The organism is Clostridium sp. C2-6-12, assembly GCF_009928485.1.
Lineage (GTDB): Bacteria > Bacillota > Clostridia > Clostridiales > Clostridiaceae > Clostridium.
On the sequence record NZ_JAABNP010000012.1, the window covers coordinates 96802 to 123259 of the forward strand.

Genomic DNA, 26458 nt, shown 5'->3' on the forward strand with positions numbered 1-26458 from the left:
TGGTTAATATTTTTTGAGCTTCGTAGGAATATTATAGCACACATATAGTATAATTTGGAAAAGTTTGTGAAAGTATGGTATAATTGATTAATATATTGAAATATATAAATGTATATAATAATTTGGGTCAGGAGATAATAAGATGTTTGATTACAACACATTTGAAAATATAAGTATTGAAGAAATACATAAAACATTTTTAGATGCCTTTTCAGATTATCAAGTAAAAATTGATTTACCCCTTTTAAAGCTTCAACAGATGCTTTTAAGAAGAGGTTATGTTGCAAAAGGTTCAGTAGGAGCATTTAACAATAATGAATTAATTGGCTTCATATTAAATGGAATTAGGCAATGGAAAGGGAAAATGACTGCTTATGATACAGGAACAGGAGTTATAAAGAATTTTAGAAATAAGGGAATAACAAGTAATATGTTTCAAAATTCAAAGGAAATACTAAAAAAAATAGGAGTGGAACAATATTTACTTGAAGTAATTCAATCAAATAATGCTGCAGTTAATCTATATAAAAAAGAAGGCTTTGAAATTTTAAGAGATTTCCAATGTTATAGTTTAGATAAAAACGAGTATACTTCTATAAAAACATATGAGATTCAACGCATAAATAAAATTACTGAAGATTGCTTTGAAAAAATTAAAAAGTTTTGGGATTTTGAACCTTCTTGGCAGAATTCTATTGATTCAATTAATGCTGTATCAGATAAATTCGTATATTGTATGGTAAACATAGAGAATGTAATTGTAGGGTATGGTATTATTGAAAAAAGTACTGGAGATATTCCACAAATAGCAGTAGATAAAAAATATAGAGGTAAGGGTATTGGAAGAAGTATCTTTACAGAGCTATTAAACAGCACAGAAGCACAAAGTATAAAGGTTTTAAATGTAGAGAGCAAGTGCTCTTCAATGGAGAATTTTTTATTAAATTTAGGATTTGAACAAAATGTTAAACAATATGAAATGGTATTGAAATTATAATACTTAGGAGCATTTTGTCACTTATTTTTTCGTATAATATAAGTTTGAAATAGAGTTTATTATAACAAACCTTTATATGTATAAGGCTAAAAAATATGTTATAATTAAATTGTTAAAATTTTTACATAGAAAGCAGAGGTTTAATAATAATGGAAATAAAAATTAACATTCCAGTATTAAAAATATTAGCTATATTAAGTTCAGGAGTATTAGGATATTTAGCTGGATTAGTTATATATAAGTAAAGTTATAGGGCTAAGGAGAAATTAAAATCTCTTTAGCTCTTTTATTTTTAGTAAATAATAAAATTAGAATTTTTGAATTTAAGAAGAAAGAGCAGACATATTAAGCAAAAATGAAAAAATGGAAGTAAGTGCAAGAATAAATAGAGAAAATGTAAATTTACTTAAACATGGATAAAATATAATGTTATAATTTAAGTATAAGATGATACATAATTATGATAAAAGAAATATTTGGGTAATATGAGGTGTAATTTATGATGAATATGAAAAGGCTAAACAAAATACTTGAAATGTTATTTGAGGAAATGAATGTATTAATAAATGAAGGTAGAGAGTTACCTGTTCTTTGGGATGTTATGCATTTATATTCAAGTTTGCAGGTTGCTAAAATATTAGCAATGAAAAGAGGTTTAGATTTGGAAATTGCCGCAATAGCTGCAGCTTTACATGATGTAGCAGTTGTCATCACTAAAAAAACAGAAGAACATGGTATAAATGGAGCAAAATACGCTAGTCAAATAATTCATGATTATAATGTAACTATTACTGACGAAAAACTTAAAATTGCAAATGATGAGTTGAACCTTATTATTAATTCTGTAGCTAAGCATAGTGAAGTTGAAATTTTTTCAGAAGATAAATATGTAGAATTATTAAAGGATGTAGATTCTTTCGACAAATATTTGCATGGAATTGGGACTGATGGATATTTTCTTATGCGAAGCAAAAAAGTAATTGAAGAGCTTGGATTAGAAAATCAAAATAAAATGATTAAGTAAATGGCTGCAATAGAATTATGATAAATGCAGTTGTAGAACAAACAAATTTATTAGCATTAAATGCAGCAATAGAAACAGCAAGAGCAGGCGAATCTGGAAAAAGATTTGCAGTTGTAGCTGATGAAATAAGAAAACTTGCAGAACAATCAAAAGTTTCATCTGAAAATATAACTAATTCTTCAAAAGAGATAACAAAGCAAAAAGATAATATAATTTTAAAGATAGATAATATTGTTGCAATTTCAGAAGAATCGGCCGCTGCTTAGGAAGAATTATCAGCATCATTAGAAGAAATGAATAAATCTTCTATAGAAGTTTCTGATGCTGCTAAAAATCTAGAAATTCGAACAGGGGAAATGATGACTCAGGCAGAACAATTTAAAATGTAAACAAGATCTTGTAAAAACAAATTTTAACTTACATTAGACAAGTAATTTTAAAAACATTAAAATTACTTGTCTTTTTCTATTTTATTAAACATTTTAAATATTAATCTTATTTGTTCGTAAGTCTAGTAAGTAATATGGTTTTATATAAAACTATGAATTGAAGGGCAATTTTGGCACATAGCTAATTGAAGATTATATCTTTAAATGTAAAAATTTAAACTAGACAATATGTACTGAGATTTATGACCATAAATACAAATGATATAATGAGTTTTGATTTTATTAAATTAATTTGTTAAAAATCTATCAAATTTTTAGGAAATATATTGAATAAATTATAAAAAACATTGAATTTAGACAAAAATTGTCATACAATTTAATTGGAGAAAAGTATAAGGGGGGACTTAATATGAGATTTAAAAGGATGAAAATAAACACGATTAGAACTAAATTGGTTGTGAGTCTTGTAGCCATTTGCGTTATTCCATTAGTTATTACAGGAATAACTTCTTACAACAGATCCAAGACAATTCTAAGTGATAAGTTAACACTTACAAGTACTCAAACACTGGCTGAAGTAAATACTGGATTAATGGATTATTTTAGAGGATTTGCAGATATTGTCACTATGACTTCAAAAAATCCAGCTATAGTTAATGTTGAAACAGATAATAATACAGATGCCATAAATGATATTATAAAGTCTGTAAAAGACAGCGATGATGATATTTTGGACATTTATTATGGAACTGAAACAAAAAAGATGTTCATGTATCCTTCAGCAAAATTACCAGATGACTATGATCCAAGATCAAGAGGCTGGTATAAGCTTGCTATGGAACATAAGGGAAAAGTTGTAATAACACCAGCATATGAAGATGCAGGAACTGGAAAAAATGTTGTTGGTATTGCCAAAACAGTAGAAAAGGATGGAAAAGTAATAGGAGTAATAGGTGTAGATTGCACATTAGCTACACTTGCAGATAGAATAGCAACTAAGAAAATAGGTAATACAGGATATGTATATATTACAGAATTGTCTGGAAAAGTATTAGGTCATCCAGATAAAACAGTTGTTAATACTGATGCGGCTTCTAAATTAAGCATTTGGGACAAAGTTAAATCAGAAAAAAATGGATTTGTTAATTATGAGTATAATGGGAAAAATAAATTTGGTGTTTATGATACAAATGAACTAACAGGCTGGAAGCTTGTTGCAATAATAGATGAAAGTGAATTGACAAATGATACTAAATCAATATTGCAAGCAACTTTAATAATTATATTAGTAATGACAGCAATTGCAATTATTATGTCATTTATATTAAGTAATAGGATAGTTTATAACATTCGTAAGTTGAAGGAGGTATTTGGGAAAGCATCAAATGGAGATTTAACAGTTTCTATAAAAGCTTCAACAAATGATGAATTTAAGGATTTAGCTAACTCTTTTAATTCTATGATAGAAAATATTTCGGGACTTATGAAAAGTGTTACCAATTCATCAAATACAGTATTGGAAACATCAACAAGCCTTGCTAGCATGTCAGAGGAAATAACTGCTTCAATAAATGAAGTTGCAAAGGCAATAGAAGATGTTTCTGTAGGCGCTGCAGATCAAGTTAAAAATGCTCAACAAGGTGCTTCTGAAATGGAAGATTTATCAAAACGTATAGATAAAATAAGTATTAATTCTGATGAAATGGACAAGATTTCAAATAATACTAAAGAATTAGGTTCTAAAGGTTTATATATGATAGAAACTTTAACTGAGAAATCAAGTAAAACCAAGAGTGCAACTAATAAAGTTAATGAAATAGTTCAAGATATGAACGAAAGTACTAAAAAAATAAATGCTATTTCTGAAACAATTGGAGAAATAACAGCTCAAACTAATCTTTTATCATTAAATGCAAGCATAGAATCTGCTCGTGCTGGTGAGGCCGGAAAGGGATTTGCAGTTGTTGCTGAAGAAATAAGAAAGCTTGCAGAAGAATCACAAAAATCTACTGAAGAAATTAAATCAATTATAGCAAGCATTCAAAAGAAATCAGAAACAGCAGTAGAATCAATAAGATTAACTGAAGAAGTAGTAAATGAACAAGATGCTGCTGTAAGTGAAACTCAACAAATATTTAGTGAAATATTAAAATCAATTGAAGTAATGTTAAGTAAAGTTAATAGTGTAAGAAAATCTATTTTGGACATAGAGGAAAAGAAAAAATCAACAGTATCTAAGATTGAAAATATTTCATTTGTTTCAGAACAAACAGCTTCTGCATCTGAAGAGGTTACAGCTTCAGCTGAAGAAATAACTGCAACTATGGAAGAGCTTACAAAACATTCTAATGAACTTAAAGTTTTAGCAGAACACTTAGGAGCTGAAATTAGTAAATTTAAAACCAATTAATTAAAATAAAATTTGTAATTTTATCATACTTAGTATTAAGTATTTAATATTAAAATAATCAATAATAAAGTTAAAGAAAAGAAGTAATTATGCGGTTATGATTACTTCTTTTTCAACTATTATATATTGTATAAGTATAAAAAATAATATAAAATTAGATATAATACTTAAATAAATTTCTTAAACTATTTCTTCAATATATGTAATAAAGAAGTATGAATTTTGGAAATTATATTAATGTAAAAAATATTGGATAAAGGAGAAAAAAATATGAATTCACATGAAATTGACTATACTATTTACGGGGACGACATACAATATGTAGAAATTGAACTTGATCAAGCTGAAACTGTTATAGCAGAAGCAGGTGCTATGATGATGATGGATCCAAGTATACAAATGGAAACTATATTTGGAGATGGTTCTCATCAAAGTAATGGCGGCGGATTTATGGATAAATTGTTTTCAGCAGGAAAAAGAGTGCTTACTGGTGAAAGTTTATTTATGACAGCCTTCACTAATGCAGGAGTGAATAGAGAAAAAGTATATTTTGCAGCACCTTATCCAGGAAAAATATTACCTATGGATTTAAGTAAGTTAGGCGGTAAATTAATATGTCAAAAAGATGCTTTTTTATGTGCAGCTAGAGGAGTATCAGTAGGAATTGATTTTAGAAAAAAATTGAGTGTAGGTTTCTTTGGAGGGGAAGGTTTTATTCTTGAAAAATTAGAAGGTGATGGAATGGCCTTTGTTCATGCATGCGGAGCTATAGTTGAAAGAGATCTTATGCCTGGGGAAACCTTAAGAATAGATACAGGCTGTTTAGTGGCTATGACTCAAGGTGTAAATTATGACATACAATTTGTAGGCGGAGTTAAAAACACATTATTTGGTGGTGAAGGAGTATTTTTTGCTACAGTATCAGGACCAGGTAAAGTATGGATACAAAGCTTACCATTTAGTAGATTAGCAGAACGTGTATTTGCAGCTGCACCAAGTGGAGGCGGACAAAGTAAAGGTGAAGGCAGTGTACTTGGAATGTTTGGAAATATACTAGACGGTAGATAAAAGATAATTATAAAATAAACTCATAGGATTTTAGTTCTATGGGTTTAATTTTTTGACATAAGTTGCACTGAAGATTTTATATTGATAATATAGTAATTAATTTACTATTAATATTGAAATATAAGTTTATAATGCCAGTGTATATAAATTGCTAGGATCCAGTCAAATTATAATTATTCTAGTAATATTTATTATTAAAGAAAGAGGTAACACATGAAAACAACAGTATTATTAATTAGACATGGGGAAACAGAATGGAATACTTTAGGTAAGTTTCAAGGCTGCATAGATATAGAATTGTCAGAAGAAGGTATTAAACAAGCCAAATTACTGAAGGACAGGCTTAATGGAGATTTTGATTTCATATATTCAAGTCCTTTAAGCAGAGCATTTGAAACTGCTAATATAATTGCAGCTAATACAGACAAAAAAGTTAATATAGCACAGGAAATAAGAGAAATTAACTTTGGAGAGTGGGAAGGCTTAACTGTACATGAAATAGCTGAAAATTATCCAGAAAAATTTATTGATTGGAGAAATGATAAAATAGAAAGTAAAATATGTGGTGGGGATTTAAGTATACTTAATGCAGCTAACAGAGCTAAAAATTGTGTTTTAGAAATAGTTAATGAACATAGAGGAAAGAAAATTGCAATTGTAGCTCACGGTGGGATTATAAAGGCAGCACTTATTGGATTGTTTGAATGGGACATGACTATGTATCATAAAATTGGACTTGGAAATACATGTATAAATACTTTAACCTTTGATAAGGATCTAAATCCTGCATTAGTTACATTAAATGATACAAATCACTTGAACTATGTTGCTAAAACCGTATAAGAGAATAGATAATCTAATATTGCTTTTGAGTGACAATGAACAATTTATAAGGTTCATTGTCACTTTAAACTTATTAATTCCTATTTTTAGCTATGACTAAAAATTTAATGAATATATAAGGTAATTAAAACAAAAACTATCTTTAAATAAAAAAGATAGGAGTGAAATTATGAAATTAAAAAAATATACTAGATTGATGACTTATTTATTTTTTGTAACTTTATTTGCGGGCTTTATTACAGGTGCAGATATGCCAAGTTCAGTAAAAATAATTACACAAAAGGGAATTATAGATAAAGTTCAATATAATAATTACGATTTAAATGTAGAAAAAATTAAAATTGAAGGTAGAGATGATATTGTATATTGTTTAGAGCTAGATAAAAACTATCCTTCAGGACAAAACTTTTTATTAACTGGAACCAGTGGAGAGGAAATTAACAATATTATTGGCGCAGGATATCCAAACAGAACCCCTGCACAGTTAAATTTAAATACTGAAAATCAAGCTTATTTTGCAACTCAAATTGCTATATGGAGTTTTCAAGAAGGATATGACGTTAATAAAATAACAGGAAATAATCCTAAAGTATTAGCAGCAATAAGAACTATATATAATGATGGAATTAGCGGAAAATACAAAAACATTATACAAAGTAAAGTATATAAAACCACTGATGAAGCGATACAAGAAGTTTTAGTCAGTGCATTTAATCCTCTAATGTCGGAAGTAAAAGCAGAAACAGAGCAAGCAGAATACGCCCCTCAAGAAGGTTAGAATAGAACTTAAGAATAATAGAACTTAAGAATTTAATATTATTTATGCACCTATAAAAAGAGCAGCTATGCTACAATACGGAACTTTCCTGCAATGCGGAACTTCCCAGCAAATAAGAATTTCTCACCTATAAAAAGAGTGATTATGCCATAATATGGAGCTTTCCTAAAAACAAAATAGCATGGATTACTAAGAAAGTGTAATTTAGAATTAAAGAATTTAACATTTATTATGTTTAAATTAAGTAAAAATTAAGAAAACTTTTGTATAATAATAATGATATTAGTTGTAAAATGTACTTATAAAGTTTTTTTAGCTGAAACAGCCATAAAGGAAGTGAAACAATGGAGAATTTAGTAAAAAGTTCTCATTTGGAAAGACATAAACTTAATTACATAATTATAGATATGAGAATTCTTGAAGAAAATTTAATGGATTATAGAAATTGGTTAATAAAAACTAATAGAGTTGATAAAATAAAGAATTAATATAAATATTTAAAAACTAAATATTTATATTAAGCTATAATTAAAAGCCAAGTGTATATGCACTTGGCTTTTATTGACAGGAATTGTTTAAAATGATACCCTTTTGTTATATTATTAGACGTTATTTTCATAAGGGGTGAAAAATTTGATACTAAAAGATTATACTGAGGAACAGATAAAAAACTTAGTTGAAATCATTAAAGACTGTGTAAGGGAAAATAGGTTTACCATATCTTTAGAAGAAAATAAAATGGAAAATATGCAATTTCTTGAAGAATATAACATAAATGAAAAGAAACGTATTGATATATTATTTAATTTAGACTATAAGAATTTTTGTTACGGACTTCAAAATTTAAAAGATGGCATAGAATTAAATGATTTGTATGTGTTTTGCATTGAAAGAGAATTATATAATTTTGAAGAAAAAAAAGAGCAAGTAGATATATATTTAAAGTTTAATGTAGTATGCGATAAAGGTGAAGAATACAGATTAGTAGTATCTCTGCATAAAAGAAATAAACCAATAACATATTTGTTTAGATAAGAATCTTGATTGGCTAACAAAAACCCAATTATATAATTTCAAACATACTTCTTACTTATTATATATTACTTATTAATACTATTGATTTAAAGGGGAGTTTTAATGAAACGTTTAGCTTTTTGTGAATATTGTATGAGGGAAATTCAATATGAAATAAATGAAGTAAATAAAATGTCTGTTATAAAGGATGAAGAAATAAGTTATATAGCTAAAAAAGCTGTTTGTTGTGAATGTAATAATGAAATCTTCGTCTCAGAAATATGTGATTATAATTTAAACAGCTCATATGAAGAATATAGAAATTTGCATAATATTATAAAGATTGAGGATATAAAACGGATTATTCTTAAATATAGTATTAATGAAGAAGCATTATCATTATTACTTGGCTGGGGCTGTGAAACTATAGGTAGATATTTAGATGGAGACATGATTTGTAGCTCTAATTCAGATATTCTTAAGAAGATGTATAAAAATACTAATTATTATTCAATCTTATTACAAACTAATAAGGGAAGAATTAATCCAGTAGATTACAATAAAAGCAGACAAGCAGTTAAGGCTGTTTTAAATAAGGATATAACAGAGGAGAAGATTGATGCAGTAATAAAGCATATTTTAATAAGATGTGAAGATATAACACCTTTAACGATTCAAAAACTATTATATTATGTACAAGGATTTTATTATATGTTTACAGATAATTTTATTTTCCAGGAAGATTGTGAAGCTTCAGTAAAAGGTCCTATATATGCTAGTGTAAAAGAAAGATATGAACATTTTGGCTTTGAAATAATTAATAATGACATACTTTCAAATGAAAATTTAAAATTAGAAGATGCAGAAAGAAATGCAGTTGAAAGCATTATTAAATTTTTTGGCTGTTACAGTGGAAAAATACTAGAACAAATGGTTAAAAATGAGGCACCATGGATGCTTACTAGAACTAAAACAATTAAGGACAATCATATTCAAGAAAATGCTGAAAATAATATAATTGAGAAGAATTCTATTGGAATATACTTTAAGGGATTAAAGGAAAAATATAATATGACCAACTTATTAGATGTTCAAAAATATAGTACTGATTTATTTAATAGCTTATCCATGTAAGAGTGGTGAAAGAAAAGAATAAGTTCAAAGCTTACAAAAGTATATTGTATTTTACTTATGGAGCTCTTGGCTGCAGCATAGCTGTTTTTAGAGATTGAAAGATCCTAATTCCTGCTATGCTGCTTTTTTTTGAATAAATTAGATATATTACAAATATTATTTAATATGAATACTATTTAGGAGTAAAAGGTGTCTGAATTTAGACAGTGCAAATTATATTATGTAAATTCGCCTAATTACCTAGTTGAATATAGAGGCAATTTTAAAGAACAAATAGATAAGATATCATATGCCTGTGGAGATATAATTACTGAAACTATTGGAGTTATATCGACTTCTCCTGAATTGTTAGGACAATTAATGAAAGATGTGCCAGCAATTACATTTATTGATCCACGAAGTAAATATGTGCTACAGGACATATCACCCTCTAGCGTTGACAATATTAGTGCAATAAAAATTAACCCTTACTTAGATTTAACTGGTCGTGGGATATTAATTGGAATGGTGGATACTGGAATTGATTATTTAAACGAGGAATTTATTCGAGAAGATGATACTTCAAAGATAGTTAATATATGGGATCAAACTATCCAAGATATGTCTGAATCATCAGTATATATGGGAAGAACATATTCTACAGAAGAGATAAATAATGCAATTAAAGCCTATAGAAATAACCAAAATCCTTATGAAATTGTCCCTTCAAGAGATGAGGATGGACATGGAACTAAAATGGCTGGAATTATTGGTGGAAGAGGTTTTAATAAAGAAATTCAAGGGGTTGCATCTGGCTGTGATTTTGTAGTTGTAAAGCTATTTGAATCTATAAATTTTAAAAATGAGTTAGAAGCAAATAATATTCCATACACACCAGTTTATAATACTTCTGAGATTTTAGCAGCAATAGATTACTTGAAAAATTATTCAATAAAGCAAAATAAACCTATGGTTATATATATAGGACTTGGCACAACAGAGGGAAGTCATGACGGCAATAATATTATTTCGAGATATATAACTTCTATAAGCAGTCTCAGGGGTATTGTTATAGTTGCGGGTGTTGGAAATGAAGGAGCTGCAGAAGGGCATGCTTCTGGTTTTATTCAGCAGGTAGGAAGTGTTGTTCCAATTGAAATTAGAATACCAAAGGAAATGAAATATTTTTCCTTTAAGATATGGGTATTAAAACCTAATATAGCATCATTAAATGTAATTTCTCCTAATGGAGATGAATCAAATTTTATTAAAGCTAAAAATAATGAAGATCAAACAATTAATTATGTTTTTTATAAAACTCAAATGAGAGTTAGATATTTTGTTCCAGAGCATTTCACAGGTCATGAAGTCATTGATGTTAGTTTTACTAATATAAAAGCCGGCTTATGGACTCTTCAGCTAAGAGGTGATTATATAACAAATGGAGTATATAATATTTGGCTTTCACCACAAAAAACATTGCCAGAGGGCACTAGATTTTTGCAGTCAGATCCATTGGTTACCTTAACCATACCTAGCACAGCAAGAAAGGTAGTCACAGTAGCATATTACGGGAATAATAACGCTTTAATTGCTGCATCAGGGAAGGGATTTAGCCTTAATGAGCAGTTGACTAATCCAGATATAGCAACAATAGGTGTAGATATATTAACTACAAAACCATTAGGTGGAGTTACTAAAGTTTCAGGAAGTTCGGCAGCTACTGCAATAGTAGCTGGGGCTTGTGCATTATTAATGGAATGGGGAATTGTAAAAGGTAATGATATAACGATGTATTCTACAAAAGTAATAGCTTATTTGATTCATGGGGCAGATAGAAGTAATCTTATTTATAGATATCCCAATAGAGAAATTGGTTTTGGATTTTTTGATTTATTAGGTACATTTAATATTATAAGTAGAAGCTATAGACAAAGTGTTTATTTTGAGCAATCTGATGAATTTGTTGAGTATTATATTAATAATTTATACGTTAGAATTCCTAAATAAAAGTGTTAATAAGAGCTTTAAGCAATAGCAAGTAAAAGATAAGAAGTAAGAGATAATATATTTAATACTCATAATTCTAACAGAATAAAGGGGAAGTTCATAATGAAAAAAAATATAGAACATGAAAAAATTTTTCATGATATTAGATATGATAATTATGTAGTCCAATATCAAGGTAATATTGAAGAGGAAATATCACAAAACCCTGGTTATTATGTGACAATAATCAATGAGAGATTTGCTATAGTATCAGTGCCAAAAGATATAGAAATTAACATTAGTAAAGAAGCTCTATTTAAGTCTGTTGCATATGTTATCCCATCAGAATTTTATACCCTCCAAGATATTTCTCCAATTGAGGCTTCTCAGGTTAGTTTTTTACAGGCTGGTTCGCCATTAAATTTAACAGGTAGAGGTGTTAATGTAGCAATTATAGATTCGGGAATTGATTATTTAAATGAAGAATTTATGAATGAAGAAGGAAATACTAGAATAGAACTGATTTGGGATCAAAGTGTGCTTACTATGAATCAAAATGAAGCAAGTGAAGTTCCTTTTGGAGAAATATATACACGAGAACAAATAAATGAAGCAATAAGAGCAAAAAATGAAGGGCGTACCCCTGGTAATATTGTTCCAACTGAAGATGAAATTGGACATGGTACGAATATGTCTGGAATAATAGGAGGCTCAGGAAAGAACCCAAGATTAAGAGGTGTTGTTCCAGATTGCAATTTTGTAGTTGTAAAATTAATAGAAGATTTTTCATATGAAATCCAGTTTCCAGATACTGAAATTCCAGTATTTAATATAACAGCTATTTTTGCAGCTCTTCAATTTTTATATGAATATATATTAGCAAATAAAAAACCTTTGGTAATATATTTTCCTCTTGGCAGTACACTGGGAAATCATAGGGGAGAAGGTGTTTTAGAAGAGTTTATGGAAAATATATCTACTAAAAGTGGAATCATTATTGTGGCTGGAACTGGAAATCAAAGAAATGCAGGAGGTCATGCCTCTGGAACAGTTGCAGAAATAAGTGGACTTCAAGCTCCTGGTGCTGGAGTTATAGAATTGGAAGCAGAACCACAGCAAAAAAATATATGGGTTCAAATCTGGGTAGAACTGCCAAATATAATGTCTTTGGAAATTGTATCCCCATCTGGAGAAAGTACGGGAGTAATACCCATAATATTAAATTACACAAAAAAGCATACCTTTATATTTGAAAAAACATCAGTTAGAGTTAATTATTTTTTCCCTGAAGAAACTACAGGAGATGAATTAATACGTGTTAGATTTTATAATTTACAGCCAGGTATATGGCGGCTTAGAGTTGTAGCAAATTATATTTTAAGTGGTAGATATGATGCATGGCTTCCGCAGCGTGGATTGACAGTTGGAGGTACTAGGTTTAGTTTTCCAGACCCTTTTGGCACAATAACCAATCCAGGAAACTCTCTTTATATAGTAACTGTAGCAGCTTATAATCAAAATAATTATAATTTGGTTGATTATTCAGGTATGTCATTTTTAGATTCATATATAGATAGGATTGATGTAGCAGCAGGAGGAGTTAATGCAATTACAGTTGCACCAGATAATAAGATAGCCATAGTTAATGGAACCAGTGTTTCTGCAGCAGTTGTGGCAGGTGTTTGTGCTATGCTGTTTCAATGGGGAATTGTTGATGGGAATGATCCATATTTGTATGCACAAACAGTTAAAGCATATCTTGCAAAAGGTGCAATTTCTAGAAGTGGAGATATTATTCCAAATCCATATTGGGGATATGGAATTTTAAATGTTCCAAAGATTTTTGAAAATATGACTTAAGAATTTAAAGAAAGTCATTAAATTTACTTTATATGCTTAATAAATTTAAATTATTTTTATTACTAAAGTTAAAAATATATAAAAATTTACATTTTTCATAAAAATAGTGATATAATGTATTTAAATTATTTTTGTACTCTCAGTACAAAAAATATATACTATTAAATTTATGAGAAAATCGGAGGGGTTATTATGGAGAAGTACAAGTTAAGTGAAAATTATATTGAGTTAGAAGGCACAGAAAAAAGATTACATCAAATTGTTGCATTAAAAAGTTTCAGTGATGTAGAAAAGGGTGAGCTTGGAGGATATGTTGAAGGGGTTAAAAACCTTTCTCAAGATGGAAACTGCTGGATTTATGATGATGCTATGGTATATGAAGAATCACGAATATCTGAAAATGCAGTTATAGCAGGAGATGTGAAAATATCAGGAAACGCAAGAGTTCATGATGATGCGGTAGTCAGCGATAATGCTCAATTATCCGATAATGTAATAGTATCAGGTAAAGCTTGTATATATGATAATGCAAAATTATCAGGAAGCGCTAGAGTTTGTGATAATGTTCTTGTTTTTGATAGTGCAGTTGCTAGTGGAAATGTTATTTTATCAGGAAATGCAAAGATATATGGACATGTAAGATTAAATGGGAATGTACAGGTCTGTGATGAGGCAGTTGTTTGCGATGTTGCTGTAATTTATGATAATGTAATAGTATCTCATAGAGCTAGAGTTTGTGGAAATGCTCAAGTGTCTAATAAAAATGTATGTGATGATGAAGTGATAAATGGCAATGGGGAGACCCTTTCGGCTTAGAGCGCTAGATTGGAAATTTCCTTTAAGTAACAAAACTATAATTTTGGAATAAAGTAATAGAGAAGAGGGAATAGTTAATTGTTATTACCAGTAATATGTGAAAGCGGTGAATTAATTTGCTTTATGACAAAATAGAATTGTCATACTCCTTTAATGGATTAGAGCCATATATTGATGAAGAAACTGTAAAAATACATTATACTAAGCATTTGCAAGGGTATGTAGATAAATTAAACAGCATATTAAAAGGATATGAAAAATTTACTAAAGGAAAAACTCTAGAAGATATATTGCTTAATGTTCATAAGATACCTAAGAAGATTAGGCAGGAGGTTATAAACCAAGGCGGAGGAGTTTATAATCATAATTTATATTTTTTTATACTTTCACCAAATCCTAAAAAGAAGCCAGAAGGAAATTTGCTTAAAGAAATATTGAAAACCTTCGGATCTTTAGAAAAATTAAAAGAAAAGGTAAGTGAAGCAGCTATAAAACAATTTGGTTCAGGATATGGCTGGCTTGTTATGGACAAACATGGAAAATTAAAGATTATGAACACCTTAAATCAAAATTCTCCTTTAATTTATGGTTTATTTCCTATTTTAACTATAGATGTATGGGAACATGCCTATTACCTTAAGTATAAAAATTTAAGAGCTGAATATGTTAAAAACATATGGAATGTAATTGATTGGGAAAGAGTTGAAGAAATTTATAAAGTACATTCTATTTAAACTATAATTAATTTAGAGATTGCTTAATTTAAAGGCAATCTCTTTTTTCATAAATATGCTATAATAAGTAAAATATAATAATTATAATTAGATATTATTTGCTCGTAAAAACAAGAATAGTAAATAGCTATTATGCTGTTGACTTATGTGAGAATGCATAATGTTTAATTAGAAAAATAATATACCTTATAAGTATTAGAGTATAAAGTGATTAACAAGGAGAAACTATATATGGCAGAATTAAATAAAATTTTAAAACCTAAATTAGAAGATTTTTTAGAAGAAAAAGATGATATTGAAAGTGATTTATTAAACGAGAGGTATTTGGGAAATACTTTAGTAGAAAACAGTATTGTTCAATATATTAATGAAGAAAAAGTAGAAATAAACGGATGCCGTTTTGTAAATGTGGTATTCAAAGAATGCTCCTTTAAAAATATTGATTTATTGGATGTGGTTTTTGAAAATTGTGATTTATCAAATGTGGATTTTTCAGAAGGAAGTATTCATAGAGTTGAATTTAAGCGCTGCAAACTAGTAGGTGCTAATTTTAGTGAAGGTAATCTTCAAAATGTATTATTTGAAGAAGCTCTTGGAAGATATGTAAATTTTGGATATTCTAAAATGAAAAATATTAATTTTAAGGAATGTAATATTGAAGGGGCTATATTCTTAGAATGTAGTGTTAATAAACTTACATATAAAGAATGTAATTTAAGTAGTTCAGAGTTTACTAACACTCCATTAAAACAAATAGATTTTAGAGATAGTGATATATCAGAAATATTATTAACTGGCAGAGAATTAAAGGATGCAATAGTTTCACCACTTCAGGCAGTTGAATTATCAAGGCTTTTAGGACTTATAGTTAAATAATAATTTTAATTTGTTACTATCATCAATTTACTTGTAAAAATTTTCTGTACTTGTAGTATATTGAATAACGAATTAACAGTGTTATAATAAATTGTAAGATAATTCTATTTAGGAGGAAAGATAATGGAAAAAATAGCATTAATGACAGATAGTGCTTCGGATATAAGTGTTGAACTTTTAGCCGAAAATAACATAAAACTATTGCCATTTAGAATTATATATTCAGATAAAGAATATGAGGATAGAATAGAAATAACTCCCCAAATGATGTATGAAAGATTAAAAACTGAAATACCAAAAACTTCACTGCCAAGCATAGAATGTATGAACAAAGCATTTAAAGAAGCAATTGAAGATGGATGTACACATGTAATAATAATAACTATATCAGCTGCTTTTTCAGGTACATACAATGCTGCCAGATTAGTAAGTGAAGATTACCCTGAATTAGAAACTTTTGTTTTTGATTCTAAAACTTTAACAATGGCAGAAGGAGCAATGGTTTTAGAAGCAGCAAGATTAATTAAGGAAGGTAAATCCTTTAAGGAAATAACTGAAATTTTACCTGCATATAGAGATAAAATAGATTTATTTTTCACGATAGATACCTTAGAATATCTACAAAAAGGTGGAAGAATAGGCAAGGTTGCAGGAACAGTTGGAGAACTTTTAAATTTAAAACCTATTATAACTGTAGCAGATGATGGAACTTACAGAACAGCTGCTAAAGCTAGAGGTTCTAAACAGGCTGTATCCAAATTAGTAGAAATATTTAAAGGCTACTTAGAAAAAGGAAAATATAAGGCTTGGATCTTAGATGGAGATGGATTAGATAAGGTTAATAGCTTACATGAAGCAATAAAAGATCTTCCTAATGTAGTGGAATGCAAGTTTGCAGGAACTATAGGACCAGCTCTTGGTGTAAATACTGGATCAGGCTTAGTAGGGCTTGCCATAGAAAGAATTGATTAAGTAAGAATTCTGCAATGAAATAATTATTTATTTTTATTATAATAAATTATAATTTTAAGAAAGAAGGATGATAAAGTGATATCTCCGTGTGGAATTAATTGTGAAACCTGTCCAGCCTATATTGTAACTTTATCTGGTGATATTAATGAAAAGAAGAAATTAGCAAAAGAATGGTCAACTTTAGAATGTTCTTTTGAGCCAGAAGAAATTCATTGTACAGGTTGTTTAGAGTCTGAATGGAAAATGACTGAGGTTTGTAAAACTAGAAAGTGTATTAAATCAAAAAATTTATCAAGTTGTTCTGAGTGCAAAACTTATCCTTGCCCTAAATGCGCAAGAAATGAAAATTTAGATATGCTAAAATCAACAGATAATCTAGAACTAAATTAATCTTAAAATTATATATTTATACTTTTGATAAAAGAAGTGTAGCAGTAAAACCTTAATGGTTTATACAGCTGCACTTTTTTATATTTGATAATATAAACTTTCTGATTAAAACTCTCAATCTCAATTCTTAACCAATTAATTTATGAATAATGAATTGATTCTTTACAAATAATACAAAAGTAAAAATATTTAGTTTAGGCACATGAAAATAAATAAAAAGTCGAAAATAGGCTAGCAAGAAGACTTGTTATTTATTTGATATTGCCTTAGAAAGAAAACGAGGTAATGCTATGAGAAAAATGAAAACAATGGATGGTAATACAGCTGCAGCGTATGTATCTTATGGTTTTTCAGAAGTTGCAGTAATTTTCCCAATAACTCCATCATCTCCAATGGCAGAACATGTTGATGAATGGGTGGCACAAGGTAAGAAAAATATTTTTGGTCAGCCTGTAAAAGTTGTTGAAATGCAGTCAGAAGCAGGTGCTGCAGGAGCTCTTCATGGTTCTCTCCAAGCAGGTGCATTAACAACAACCTATACAGCTTCACAAGGGCTATTGCTTATGATACCTAATATGTATAAAATAGCAGGAGAACTTCTTCCTTGTGTTATGCATGTTGCAGCAAGAGCTCTTGCAACATCGGCATTAAGCATATTTGGTGATCATCAAGATGTTATGGCTGCAAGACAAACAGGATTTGCAATGCTTGCAGAAGGCTCAGTTCAAGAAGTAATGGATTTAAGCGGAGTTGCTCATTTAGCCACATTAAAAGCAAGAATGCCTTTTATGAACTTTTTTGATGGTTTTAGAACATCACATGAAATTCAAAAAATAGAGATAATTGAACCTGAAGAGCTAGGTAAAGCTATAGATTATAAGGCTATTGATGATTTTAGAAAAAGGGCTTTAAATCCAAATCATCCAGTAATAAGAGGAACAGCTCAAAACCCAGATATTTATTTTCAAATGAGGGAAGCTGTAAATAAATATTATGATGATATTCCAGATATAGTTGAAGATTATATGCGAGAAATCACAAGACTTACTGGTAGAGAATATCATTGCTTTGACTATTATGGAGCTCATGATGCAGAGAGAATAATAATATCTATGGGTGTAGTAAATGATGTTGTAGAAGAAACCGTAGATTATTTAAATGGTAATAAGCAAAAGGTAGGTCTTGTAAAAGTTAGATTGTTTAGACCATTTTCAGTAGAAAAATTATTAAAGGTTATTCCTAAAACTGTTACGAAAATTGCAGTTTTGGATAGAACAAAAGAACCAGGTTCCGTAGGTGAACCGTTATACTTAGATGTTTCAAGAGCTTTTTTTGGAAAAGAAAATGCTCCAATAATTGTTGGAGGAAGATTTGGTCTTGGTTCAAAAGATCCAACTCCAGCTCATATTGCATCTGTTTTTGACAATTTAATTTTAGATGAACCTAAAAATAATTTTACAATAGGAATTATTGATGATGTTACAAGCACCTCCTTAAGAACCTTAGATGATATAGATGCTACCCCAGATGGTATAACTTCATGTAAGTTTTGGGGCTTAGGTTCTGATGGAACAGTTGGTGCAAATAAAAGTGCAATAAAGATTATTGGAGATAATACTGATATGTATGCCCAAGGGTATTTTGACTATGATTCAAGAAAGTCTGGAGGTCTTACTGTATCTCACTTAAGATTTGGCAATAAACCAATAAAATCAAGATATCCAATAGATCGTCCTGATTTTGTTGCATGTCATAATCAATCATATGTATACAAATATCATGTTATTAGAGGATTAAAAAAGGATGGAAAATTCATATTAAATACCATTTGGACACCAGAAGAATTAGAAGAAAAATTACCTGCTAACATAAAAAGGTATATTGCTAAAAACAATATAGAGTTTTATATAATCAATGCAGTTAAAATCGCTCAAGATATAGGTTTAGGTGGAAGAATAAACATGATAATGCAGGCAGCTTTCTTTAAAATAGCAAAAATTATTCCAGTAGAAGATGCTATTAAATTCTTAAAAGAAGCTGTAGTTAAGTCCTATGGAAATAAAGGTGAAAAAATAGTAAATATGAATCATCAGGCTATAGATGCTGGTTTGGAGGGAATAATTAAAATTAATGTTCCTTATGATTGGAATAATGCTTTGGATGAAAAACTTGAACATAATGAAGATTTCCCAGAATTTATTAAGGAAATTACAAGACCTATGAATAGATTAGAAGGAGATTCCATGCCTGTATCAACCTTTATAAATGCAGGAATACATGATGGTACCTTTATGGCAGGAACTACTTCCTATGAAAAGAGGGGAATAGCAGTTAATGTTCCAGAATGGATACCAGAAAATTGTATTCAATGTAATCAATGCTCATTTATATGTCCTCATGCAACTATAAGAGCATTTTTATTAAATGAAGAAGAAAAAGAAAAGGCACCTGAAAGTGTTAAATTAAGAGAATCAAAAGGAATTAAGGGTGATGAAAAATTGTATTTTTCAATTGGTGTTACACCTCTTGATTGTACTGGTTGTGGAAATTGTGCACAAGTATGTCCTGCACCAGGTAAAGCTTTAGTTATGAAATCCCAAGATAGTCAACATGAGCAAATTGAAGCATGGAATTATAAAGTAGAAAAAGTAAAAACTAAAAACCCAATGGATAAATATACTCTTAAGGGAAGCCAATTTGAAAGACCATTACTTGAATTTAATGGTGCATGTGCTGGATGTGGCGAAACTCCTTATGCAAAACTTGTAACTCAATTATTTGGAGATAGAATGATGATTGCTAATGCTACAGGATGTTCTTCAATTTGGGCAGCAGGTTCATATGAAATGGCTTATACAATTAATGAACAAGGTCATGGACCAGCATGGGCAAATTCTTTATTTGAAGATAATGCTGAATTCGGATATGGAATGTACTTAGGAGTTAAGACAATTAGGGAAAGAATTGCAAATAATGTAGCAGCAGCACTTGAAACAAATATGTCGGAGGATGCTAAACAGGTATTAAGGGATTGGTTAGATAATAAAGATGTTGGAGAAGGAACTAGGGATAGAGCAAAAAGATTAATAGAAGTTTTAGAAAATGACAATAGCGAAATAGCTAAGGAAATATTAAAGGATAAAGAATATTTTGTTAAAAGGTCACAATGGATATTTGGTGGTGATGGTTGGGCTTATGATATAGGATATGGCGGCCTTGATCAAGTTATTGCCATGAATGAAAATGTAAATATTTTAGTATTTGATACAGAAATTTATTCAAATACTGGAGGTCAATCTTCAAAATCGACTCCAACAGCAGCAATTGCAAAATTTGCTGCCTCTGGTAAGAGAACTAAGAAAAAGGATTTAGGAAGAATGGCTATGACTTATGGATATGTATATGTGGCACAAGTATGTATGGGAGCTGATAAAAATCAAACTATTAAAGCAATAAAAGAAGCAGAAGCTTACGATGGTCCATCACTTATAATAGCATACTCTACATGTATTAATCATGGTATTAAGGTAGGAATGGCTAATACTCAAGCAGAAGAGAAAAAAGCTGTAGATTGTGGATATTGGCATCTTTATAGATATAATCCAGAACTAGCAGGAGAGAAAAATCCATTTATTTTAGATTCGAAAGATCCAAAAGGTGAATTTAAAGATTTCTTAATGGGTGAAGTAAGATATGCATCTCTTGCAAAAGCTTTCCCAGAAGAAGCTGAAAAATTATTTGAAAAAACTGAAAAAGAAGCAATGGAAAGATTAGAAATTTACAAGAGATTAGCTGGTCAACAATAAGTATAAAAATAAAAAGTAATTCAAAAATATATATTATGTTAATTATCCTATTGCTAAAGTAGAAATTGATAATAAGTTAATAAATAAAAACTAAAAAATAAGAGTTATGGATGAAATACTTAAAATGGATTCCATAACTCTTATTTAAATTTATGCTTTTTATTGTAGGAAAGCTACATACTGAAGAGAATTTGTATGCTGTAGAAAAGTTCCTTATTCCAGAGAAATTCAGCATTCTGGCATAGCTACTCATTAGATAGGTGAAAAGCTTGGTAGTGTAGAAACGTTTTGGGGTGTAGCAGAGTTAACCTTTATATATGTGAAAACTATTTATAAGGCATAATTGAAAAAAATAAAATAAAATAGAATAATTTGTCATTAAATATTTTAAATTTACAACATATATATTAAAATATAATTAAGAGGACAATTAATTTATAACTTATATATTAAATTTTTTAACGAAAGAGAGGTGAGTGGGAAGATACATTTAAAGTTTTGTATGAAAGCTTTAAATATCTATCCTGCGAAGTTTATGAGTAAAACAGGTATATGTGGTTGGCTATCTAGAGAAGGACAATTTTATGAATGCGGTGAATCCAAACATAATCTTTTAGCCTCTAAATTAGAAAAAGATCTAGGATTAGAATTATATGATGATGAAAAAAAGATTTTTCTACATGATACAGCTTTGCTAGAAGCATTGGGCTTTATTAAATTTACTCAATCTATTTATGGAGTTCATGGAGAAAAGCATCATAATCAATTTATGTTGTTTTTTGGGACAAGGTTTTCTTATCCTCAGCGAAAATGGATGGAACAAAATATTTTAAAAATGGCACCAGAGCAAAGAACAGAATGTAGAAATAGGCTTATTTTAGGTTATTAATTTAAATGAATAGTATATAAAACTAATTAGGACCAATCGTTTCTTTTACGGAGGGTCCTAATTAGTTTTATAGGTCTGTATTCATAAATAGAGCTTTGTTATTAAAATGTTTTGAAATAAATATATATTAGTGGAATATATGACATATCTTATGCGTTGTAATATATGTTATAATAAACATTATATGGATTATATCTTATGAGTGGTTGTAGATTATTTGATTATTAATGGGTATTGGTATGAAATTTACAGCTTAAGTTATACATTTGTATTGTAGTAATTTACATAACGACTTATAAAAGGGAGATGCGCAACATTCAATTTATACTGCAGAAGCGGGCGTTATTAAAAACACATTTAATTTGTGATTTTTTAAAATAATAAACAACTTATATCTAATATAAAGTTTATATTAATTTGATTGAATAAGGAGAAAAAATGATAAGAGAGTTTAGTATTGAAGACAAGGAGCAATTGTTTAAAATAGTTAAACAAGGAATTATTATTAGAGATCAAGATATTAATAATTATATTACTAATAAAGATATTAAAATAATTGTATATGATGATAATGAAAGAGGGATTATAGGATTTAGTAGCTTTAGATTATGGATGAGTAATAAAAATAAGGCAGATGTAGATACATATGTAGTTCCGAGTTCAAGAAGAAAAGGAATTGGAACTTTGTTGTACAATGAAATAATGAAGTATACAGCTGAAATAAATCTCAAATTTATTAATACAAGATTTAGGGTAGATGAAGATGATGCCACTTTACTTTATAAAAAATTAGGCTATGAAAAGTAGTATGGAGAGTATGATTTGTTTTACAATGGGGAAGAACAACCTAAATCAAATTTAAGTTTTGTATCTTATGAGGATAAATACTTTCAACAATATGTAGAAGGACAACGAACAAGCTATTATGAAATGAGAAAGGCATATGATTTTCAACCTCATTTATGCTGTGAATTAGACAAGAAAAAAAGAGATGAATTAATAAGTAATAAAGATCATACTTTCTTATTATTAAATAATGAAAATCTTATAGCTACAGTAGCTGTTGATGATAACGGCTTTATAGATGGTTTATTTGTAATTCCATCATATCAAGGTAAAGGTTATGGAAAGATAATAACACAATTTGCTATAAATAAGGCATTAAACAACGGAAATAGCAATATTGAGTTGATTGTAGTAGATGGCAATACAAGAGCAGTAAATTTATATAGAAGTCTTGGATTTGATATAGAACAAACTACTCATTACTATCGGCTATATAAATAATTCCCAATGCTTTAATAAAACCTAATAGTAAATATTATTACGCAAACACTTAGATCTGATGAATATATCAACTATGTTGATAAGCTCATGTATTTAGGTAAAAAATCTAATAAGAATAAGTATGATTCTATATAAAGTGGGAAAATTAGTTTTATTGACTTAATGATAATGAATAGGCTGACGAAAACAGTATGTGAGATACTTTAGGGGAGCACATTAAACAGATTTGCAAAAAGGAATTGGAGGAAAAGTATTGTGAAGACAATAGAGATTTGTAACCTTTTAGGGATAGCTAATGAAGTTAAGGATAAAATAATAGAGCTTGAGAAATGCATAGATTTTAAAAGTATGGAACATGAGATAGAGCAAATGAAGCAACCAGATTCTTGGGACAGTGCACTCGAGAGCTTGAAATGCTTGTTAGGTTCTGATGATGATGGAATGAAAATTTTAGCCTGCCAATTGCAATGCGCATGTGATACTTATGCTAAATATGAAGAGCTTGGTATATCAAAAGAAATATTTATTGCTACCATGAAGTTTTTTTCGAGATTTCTGGAAGATTATAAGGATAAACATGGAAACTATCGTTATATCTGGGCATGGTGGTCAGTTCGTCAAATTTCAATGGTAGAATTTCGAATTGGAGAACTTGAATATGAAATGAAAATGGAAAATGGTCGACATTTGATTGATATTCATATTCCAGCTGATGCTGATATGACAATAGACAAGCTACGAAACTCATATTTGGAAGCATTAGATTTTTTTGAAAAGTATTATCCAGATTTTAAAGGGGCAGATATGGTCTGTAATTCCTGGTTACTTGCTCCATCATTAAAGTATGTTTTGCCTGAGAACTCTAAAATCTTACAATTTCAGAAAGCTTTCCATGTTGAACGCATGGAAGTTGATAGTTTAGGTTTTATGGACTGGGTATATGGAAACAAAGACATTCCATTAGATGTATTACCAGAAGATACTTTATTACAAAAAAATCTAAAGCCTTACTTGCAAAATGGTGGCAAGATAGAATGGACTTTTGGAAAATTAATTTCTAATCCTTTTTGTACAAGTTAAAAGAGAACTTAATAATTCGTTTAAGTAACAGAGGAGAACTAAGTCCAGATTTAGGGGTTCTCCTCTTTATTTTATTTCAAAATAAAAGTTGATTAAATTAGTTAAATAAGTAGCTAAATAGGAAATTAATCATAATAGTACAATGTTTTCATATAAGCCTCGGCTGAAATGATAAAATTGAAACATCTTGTTGTTAGTTATGGAACAAGATGTTTTTTTCACTATGGATCAAGCAGGCCAAAGTCTTTCAATTGTATAAATTACGTTTAGGAACTAAGATATTATGAAAACAAAATTAGAAAAATGTTTGGCAATAAAAATTAAACAGAAATTAATAAGCAAATTTTTGTTATATTTCATTATAGAATAAAATAATAAATATGTTTATAATTTCAATATAACCAATTTTGAGGGAATTACTTCGGAGGGGGACTTAGATGAAAAAAACAATAACCAACAATAGCATTAAAGGAGTATCATTAATCTTTTTTTTATCAATTTCATTTTATATGATGTTAACAACCACTTATACACGAGCTTTAGGAGATTATGTACTTGAATTTATTGGGCTAAAATCCTGGAGTGGTAACTTTAGTGGGACGCATTTAGCGGTTATTTATTTTGGCATATTAACAATAGTACTGTTAGCTTTAGTTTTTAGGTTTGTTGCAGATGAATGGAAAATAAAAAAGAGATGGGTTTTTATTTTGATTTTTGTATTTGTAAACATATTTAATTATATAACTGATGCAACAGTAATCAAATTAAAGAAGAATTCTGATGGCTTAAGAACTATAGGCTATAATTTTGAAAAAAGTAAAATTGAATATCAATCAAAAGATATGAGTTATACAAAGTTTAATTCTGAAATAGAAATGACTAATTACGGAAATGAAAGAAAACAATTTTACATGATAATAAATGATTTTGATTATAAAGAAGATGGACTTAATGGTATTGATGTACTTACAAGGGGTGGGGAGAAGGCTGTTTTTGAATTAGAAGGCAATGAAACTATGGTTTTTAGGATAAATTTAAATGATTATAAAATATCTGGAGGACGAGTATCACAAAATGGTGGAGGTTCAGATACTGTTAAAGATTTAGTTCTAACAGATGAAAACAATAATAAGATACGATTGGATAAGAATAATTTTTTGGGAACTGTACTTAATGAATAATATGAAAATTTTATTACAAAATCAATATGTAAACTTTTTAAAAGATTAGAATAATATTTTAAAAGATGAATCCTTTGATGTTATTTTATGTCATAATGTTCTTGAATATGCTTTAGAAAGAGAAGCTGTTACTAGAGAATTTGCTAGACTTCTAAAAAAGTGGAGTATTTTCTTAATAAAACATAATAGGTCAGGAAGAATTATGCAGATAATTGTTTTAATAAATGAATTTGAAAATGCAAATGAATTATTTAAGTTTATTGAATATGAGGATATTGGACATACGGTAACAAATGAAATGCTAGAAGAAACGTATAGATGGATTAAGATAAATTTATAATTGAAGATTTTTGAATTTGGAGGATAAATAATGAAGACAAAGTCCACAGATAGAACATATTTGAAAAGAGTTATTGATCGAGATTTCATTTTTATCAATGTTGATGATTATGATTTTAAAGGGTATATTACACTTTTTAAGATAAATAAAGTGACACAAGATTGTATTATTAAGTATGGAAAGAAGAATATTTGTATTATTAATAATGGTTACAAGATGATGCAATATGTTCCTTTGAATGAGAATTATACACTAACGGCATTTTTTGATGAAAACAATAGATTAATTCAATGGTATTTTGATATTACATATAGAAATGGAATAGGTAATGATGGAATACCTTTTTATGATGATTTATATTTAGATATTGTTATTTTGCCACCTTTAGAGATTTATTTATTGGACGAAGATGAATTAGCTGAAGCAAGAGATACGAAAGTAATTAATGAGGATCAGTATAATTTAGCCTATAATGTTGCTAATAAATTAATGAATGATATTTCAAATGATAGAATTGTTCTTTTTAAAAGATACGAAGCCGACCTTAAACATATGCTTGAGTTAGTAAAACGGTAAAATTTTGGTGAAAGAGATGTAATGAA

25 protein-coding genes and 1 pseudogene are annotated in these 26458 nt (G+C 28.8%); all 26 read left to right on the top strand.

Annotated elements, in window-relative coordinates; all coding sequences use genetic code 11:
* The first annotated feature begins 142 nt into the window (after positions 1 to 142).
* The 26 genes and pseudogenes from GXK56_RS12035 (at position 143) to GXK56_RS12155 (ending at position 26432) form a co-directional block, all read left to right on the top strand.
* Positions 143 to 997 carry a GNAT family N-acetyltransferase gene (locus tag GXK56_RS12035; protein WP_160687701.1) on the top strand — a complete coding sequence of 285 codons (855 nt, stop codon included), beginning with the start codon at positions 143 to 145 and terminating at the stop codon, positions 995 to 997.
* A 499-nt stretch (positions 998 to 1496) separates the two neighbouring features.
* Positions 1497 to 2021, top strand: a complete 525-nt coding sequence (locus GXK56_RS12040) for an HD domain-containing protein (protein ID WP_160687702.1) — start codon at positions 1497 to 1499, stop codon at positions 2019 to 2021.
* 17 nt (positions 2022 to 2038) lie between these two features.
* Positions 2039 to 2287 (top strand): methyl-accepting chemotaxis protein, encoded by a 249-nt coding sequence (locus GXK56_RS12045; RefSeq protein ID WP_202127875.1) that lies wholly within the window; start codon positions 2039 to 2041, stop codon positions 2285 to 2287.
* 532 nt (positions 2288 to 2819) lie between these two features.
* Positions 2820 to 4820, top strand: a complete 2001-nt coding sequence (locus GXK56_RS12050; protein ID WP_160687703.1) for a methyl-accepting chemotaxis protein — start codon at positions 2820 to 2822, stop codon at positions 4818 to 4820.
* A gap of 270 nt (positions 4821 to 5090) precedes the next feature.
* Entirely contained in the window at positions 5091 to 5888 is a 798-nt protein-coding gene (locus GXK56_RS12055; RefSeq protein ID WP_160687704.1) for a TIGR00266 family protein, read from the top strand.
* Positions 5889 to 6101: 213 nt separating this feature from the next.
* Positions 6102 to 6731 (top strand): histidine phosphatase family protein, encoded by a 630-nt coding sequence (locus GXK56_RS12060; RefSeq protein WP_160687705.1) that lies wholly within the window; start codon positions 6102 to 6104, stop codon positions 6729 to 6731.
* A gap of 169 nt (positions 6732 to 6900) precedes the next feature.
* A complete protein-coding gene (locus tag GXK56_RS12065; protein WP_160687706.1) occupies positions 6901 to 7509 on the top strand; it encodes a thioester domain-containing protein in 609 nt (202 codons plus the stop codon).
* Positions 7510 to 7853: 344 nt separating this feature from the next.
* On the top strand, positions 7854 to 7997 hold the full coding sequence (locus tag GXK56_RS12070) for a hypothetical protein (RefSeq protein WP_160687707.1): 144 nt from the start codon (positions 7854 to 7856) through the stop codon (positions 7995 to 7997).
* Between the two features lie 136 nt (positions 7998 to 8133).
* On the top strand, positions 8134 to 8544 hold the full coding sequence (locus tag GXK56_RS12075) for a hypothetical protein (protein WP_243156101.1): 411 nt from the start codon (positions 8134 to 8136) through the stop codon (positions 8542 to 8544).
* A gap of 102 nt (positions 8545 to 8646) precedes the next feature.
* Complete coding sequence (locus GXK56_RS12080; RefSeq protein ID WP_160687709.1) at positions 8647 to 9657, top strand: type II toxin-antitoxin system antitoxin SocA domain-containing protein; 1011 nt, start codon at positions 8647 to 8649, stop codon at positions 9655 to 9657.
* A gap of 189 nt (positions 9658 to 9846) precedes the next feature.
* Positions 9847 to 11646, top strand: coding sequence for a S8 family peptidase (locus GXK56_RS12085; protein WP_160687710.1), 1800 nt, complete (start codon positions 9847 to 9849; stop codon positions 11644 to 11646).
* A 102-nt stretch (positions 11647 to 11748) separates the two neighbouring features.
* A complete protein-coding gene (locus GXK56_RS12090; protein ID WP_160687711.1) occupies positions 11749 to 13485 on the top strand; it encodes a S8 family peptidase in 1737 nt (578 codons plus the stop codon).
* A gap of 192 nt (positions 13486 to 13677) precedes the next feature.
* Entirely contained in the window at positions 13678 to 14301 is a 624-nt protein-coding gene (locus GXK56_RS12095; protein ID WP_160687712.1) for a hypothetical protein, read from the top strand.
* A 116-nt stretch (positions 14302 to 14417) separates the two neighbouring features.
* Positions 14418 to 15035 carry a superoxide dismutase gene (locus GXK56_RS12100; protein ID WP_160687713.1) on the top strand — a complete coding sequence of 206 codons (618 nt, stop codon included), beginning with the start codon at positions 14418 to 14420 and terminating at the stop codon, positions 15033 to 15035.
* Between the two features lie 231 nt (positions 15036 to 15266).
* Positions 15267 to 15911: a pentapeptide repeat-containing protein gene (locus tag GXK56_RS12105; RefSeq protein WP_160687714.1), complete on the top strand. Its 645-nt coding sequence runs from the start codon at positions 15267 to 15269 to the stop codon at positions 15909 to 15911.
* Between the two features lie 123 nt (positions 15912 to 16034).
* Positions 16035 to 16883 carry a DegV family protein gene (locus GXK56_RS12110; RefSeq protein WP_160687715.1) on the top strand — a complete coding sequence of 283 codons (849 nt, stop codon included), beginning with the start codon at positions 16035 to 16037 and terminating at the stop codon, positions 16881 to 16883.
* 75 nt (positions 16884 to 16958) lie between these two features.
* Positions 16959 to 17273 carry a DUF3795 domain-containing protein gene (locus GXK56_RS12115; RefSeq protein WP_160687716.1) on the top strand — a complete coding sequence of 105 codons (315 nt, stop codon included), beginning with the start codon at positions 16959 to 16961 and terminating at the stop codon, positions 17271 to 17273.
* Between the two features lie 290 nt (positions 17274 to 17563).
* Positions 17564 to 21079 (top strand): pyruvate:ferredoxin (flavodoxin) oxidoreductase, encoded by a 3516-nt coding sequence (gene nifJ / locus GXK56_RS12120; protein ID WP_160687717.1) that lies wholly within the window; start codon positions 17564 to 17566, stop codon positions 21077 to 21079.
* Between the two features lie 502 nt (positions 21080 to 21581).
* Entirely contained in the window at positions 21582 to 21968 is a 387-nt protein-coding gene (locus GXK56_RS12125; protein WP_243156102.1) for a hypothetical protein, read from the top strand.
* Between the two features lie 438 nt (positions 21969 to 22406).
* The gene (locus GXK56_RS12130; RefSeq protein WP_160687719.1) at positions 22407 to 22775 is read left to right on the top strand and encodes a GNAT family N-acetyltransferase; all 369 of its coding nucleotides are present in this window, start codon (positions 22407 to 22409) and stop codon (positions 22773 to 22775) included.
* Positions 22776 to 22790: 15 nt separating this feature from the next.
* Positions 22791 to 23255, top strand: a complete 465-nt coding sequence (locus GXK56_RS12135; protein ID WP_160687720.1) for a GNAT family N-acetyltransferase — start codon at positions 22791 to 22793, stop codon at positions 23253 to 23255.
* 255 nt (positions 23256 to 23510) lie between these two features.
* Positions 23511 to 24335, top strand: a complete 825-nt coding sequence (locus tag GXK56_RS12140; RefSeq protein ID WP_160687721.1) for an acyltransferase domain-containing protein — start codon at positions 23511 to 23513, stop codon at positions 24333 to 24335.
* 437 nt (positions 24336 to 24772) lie between these two features.
* Positions 24773 to 25516, top strand: coding sequence for a hypothetical protein (locus tag GXK56_RS12145; RefSeq protein ID WP_160687722.1), 744 nt, complete (start codon positions 24773 to 24775; stop codon positions 25514 to 25516).
* Between the two features lie 55 nt (positions 25517 to 25571).
* Positions 25572 to 25706 (top strand): annotated as a pseudogene (locus GXK56_RS28535) (methyltransferase domain-containing protein); the annotation flags it as partial.
* Positions 25707 to 25718: 12 nt separating this feature from the next.
* On the top strand, positions 25719 to 25856 hold the full coding sequence (locus tag GXK56_RS28165; protein WP_243156103.1) for a hypothetical protein: 138 nt from the start codon (positions 25719 to 25721) through the stop codon (positions 25854 to 25856).
* Positions 25857 to 25886: 30 nt separating this feature from the next.
* The gene (locus GXK56_RS12155) at positions 25887 to 26432 is read left to right on the top strand and encodes a DUF402 domain-containing protein (protein ID WP_160687723.1); all 546 of its coding nucleotides are present in this window, start codon (positions 25887 to 25889) and stop codon (positions 26430 to 26432) included.
* Positions 26433 to 26458 lie beyond the last annotated feature (26 nt).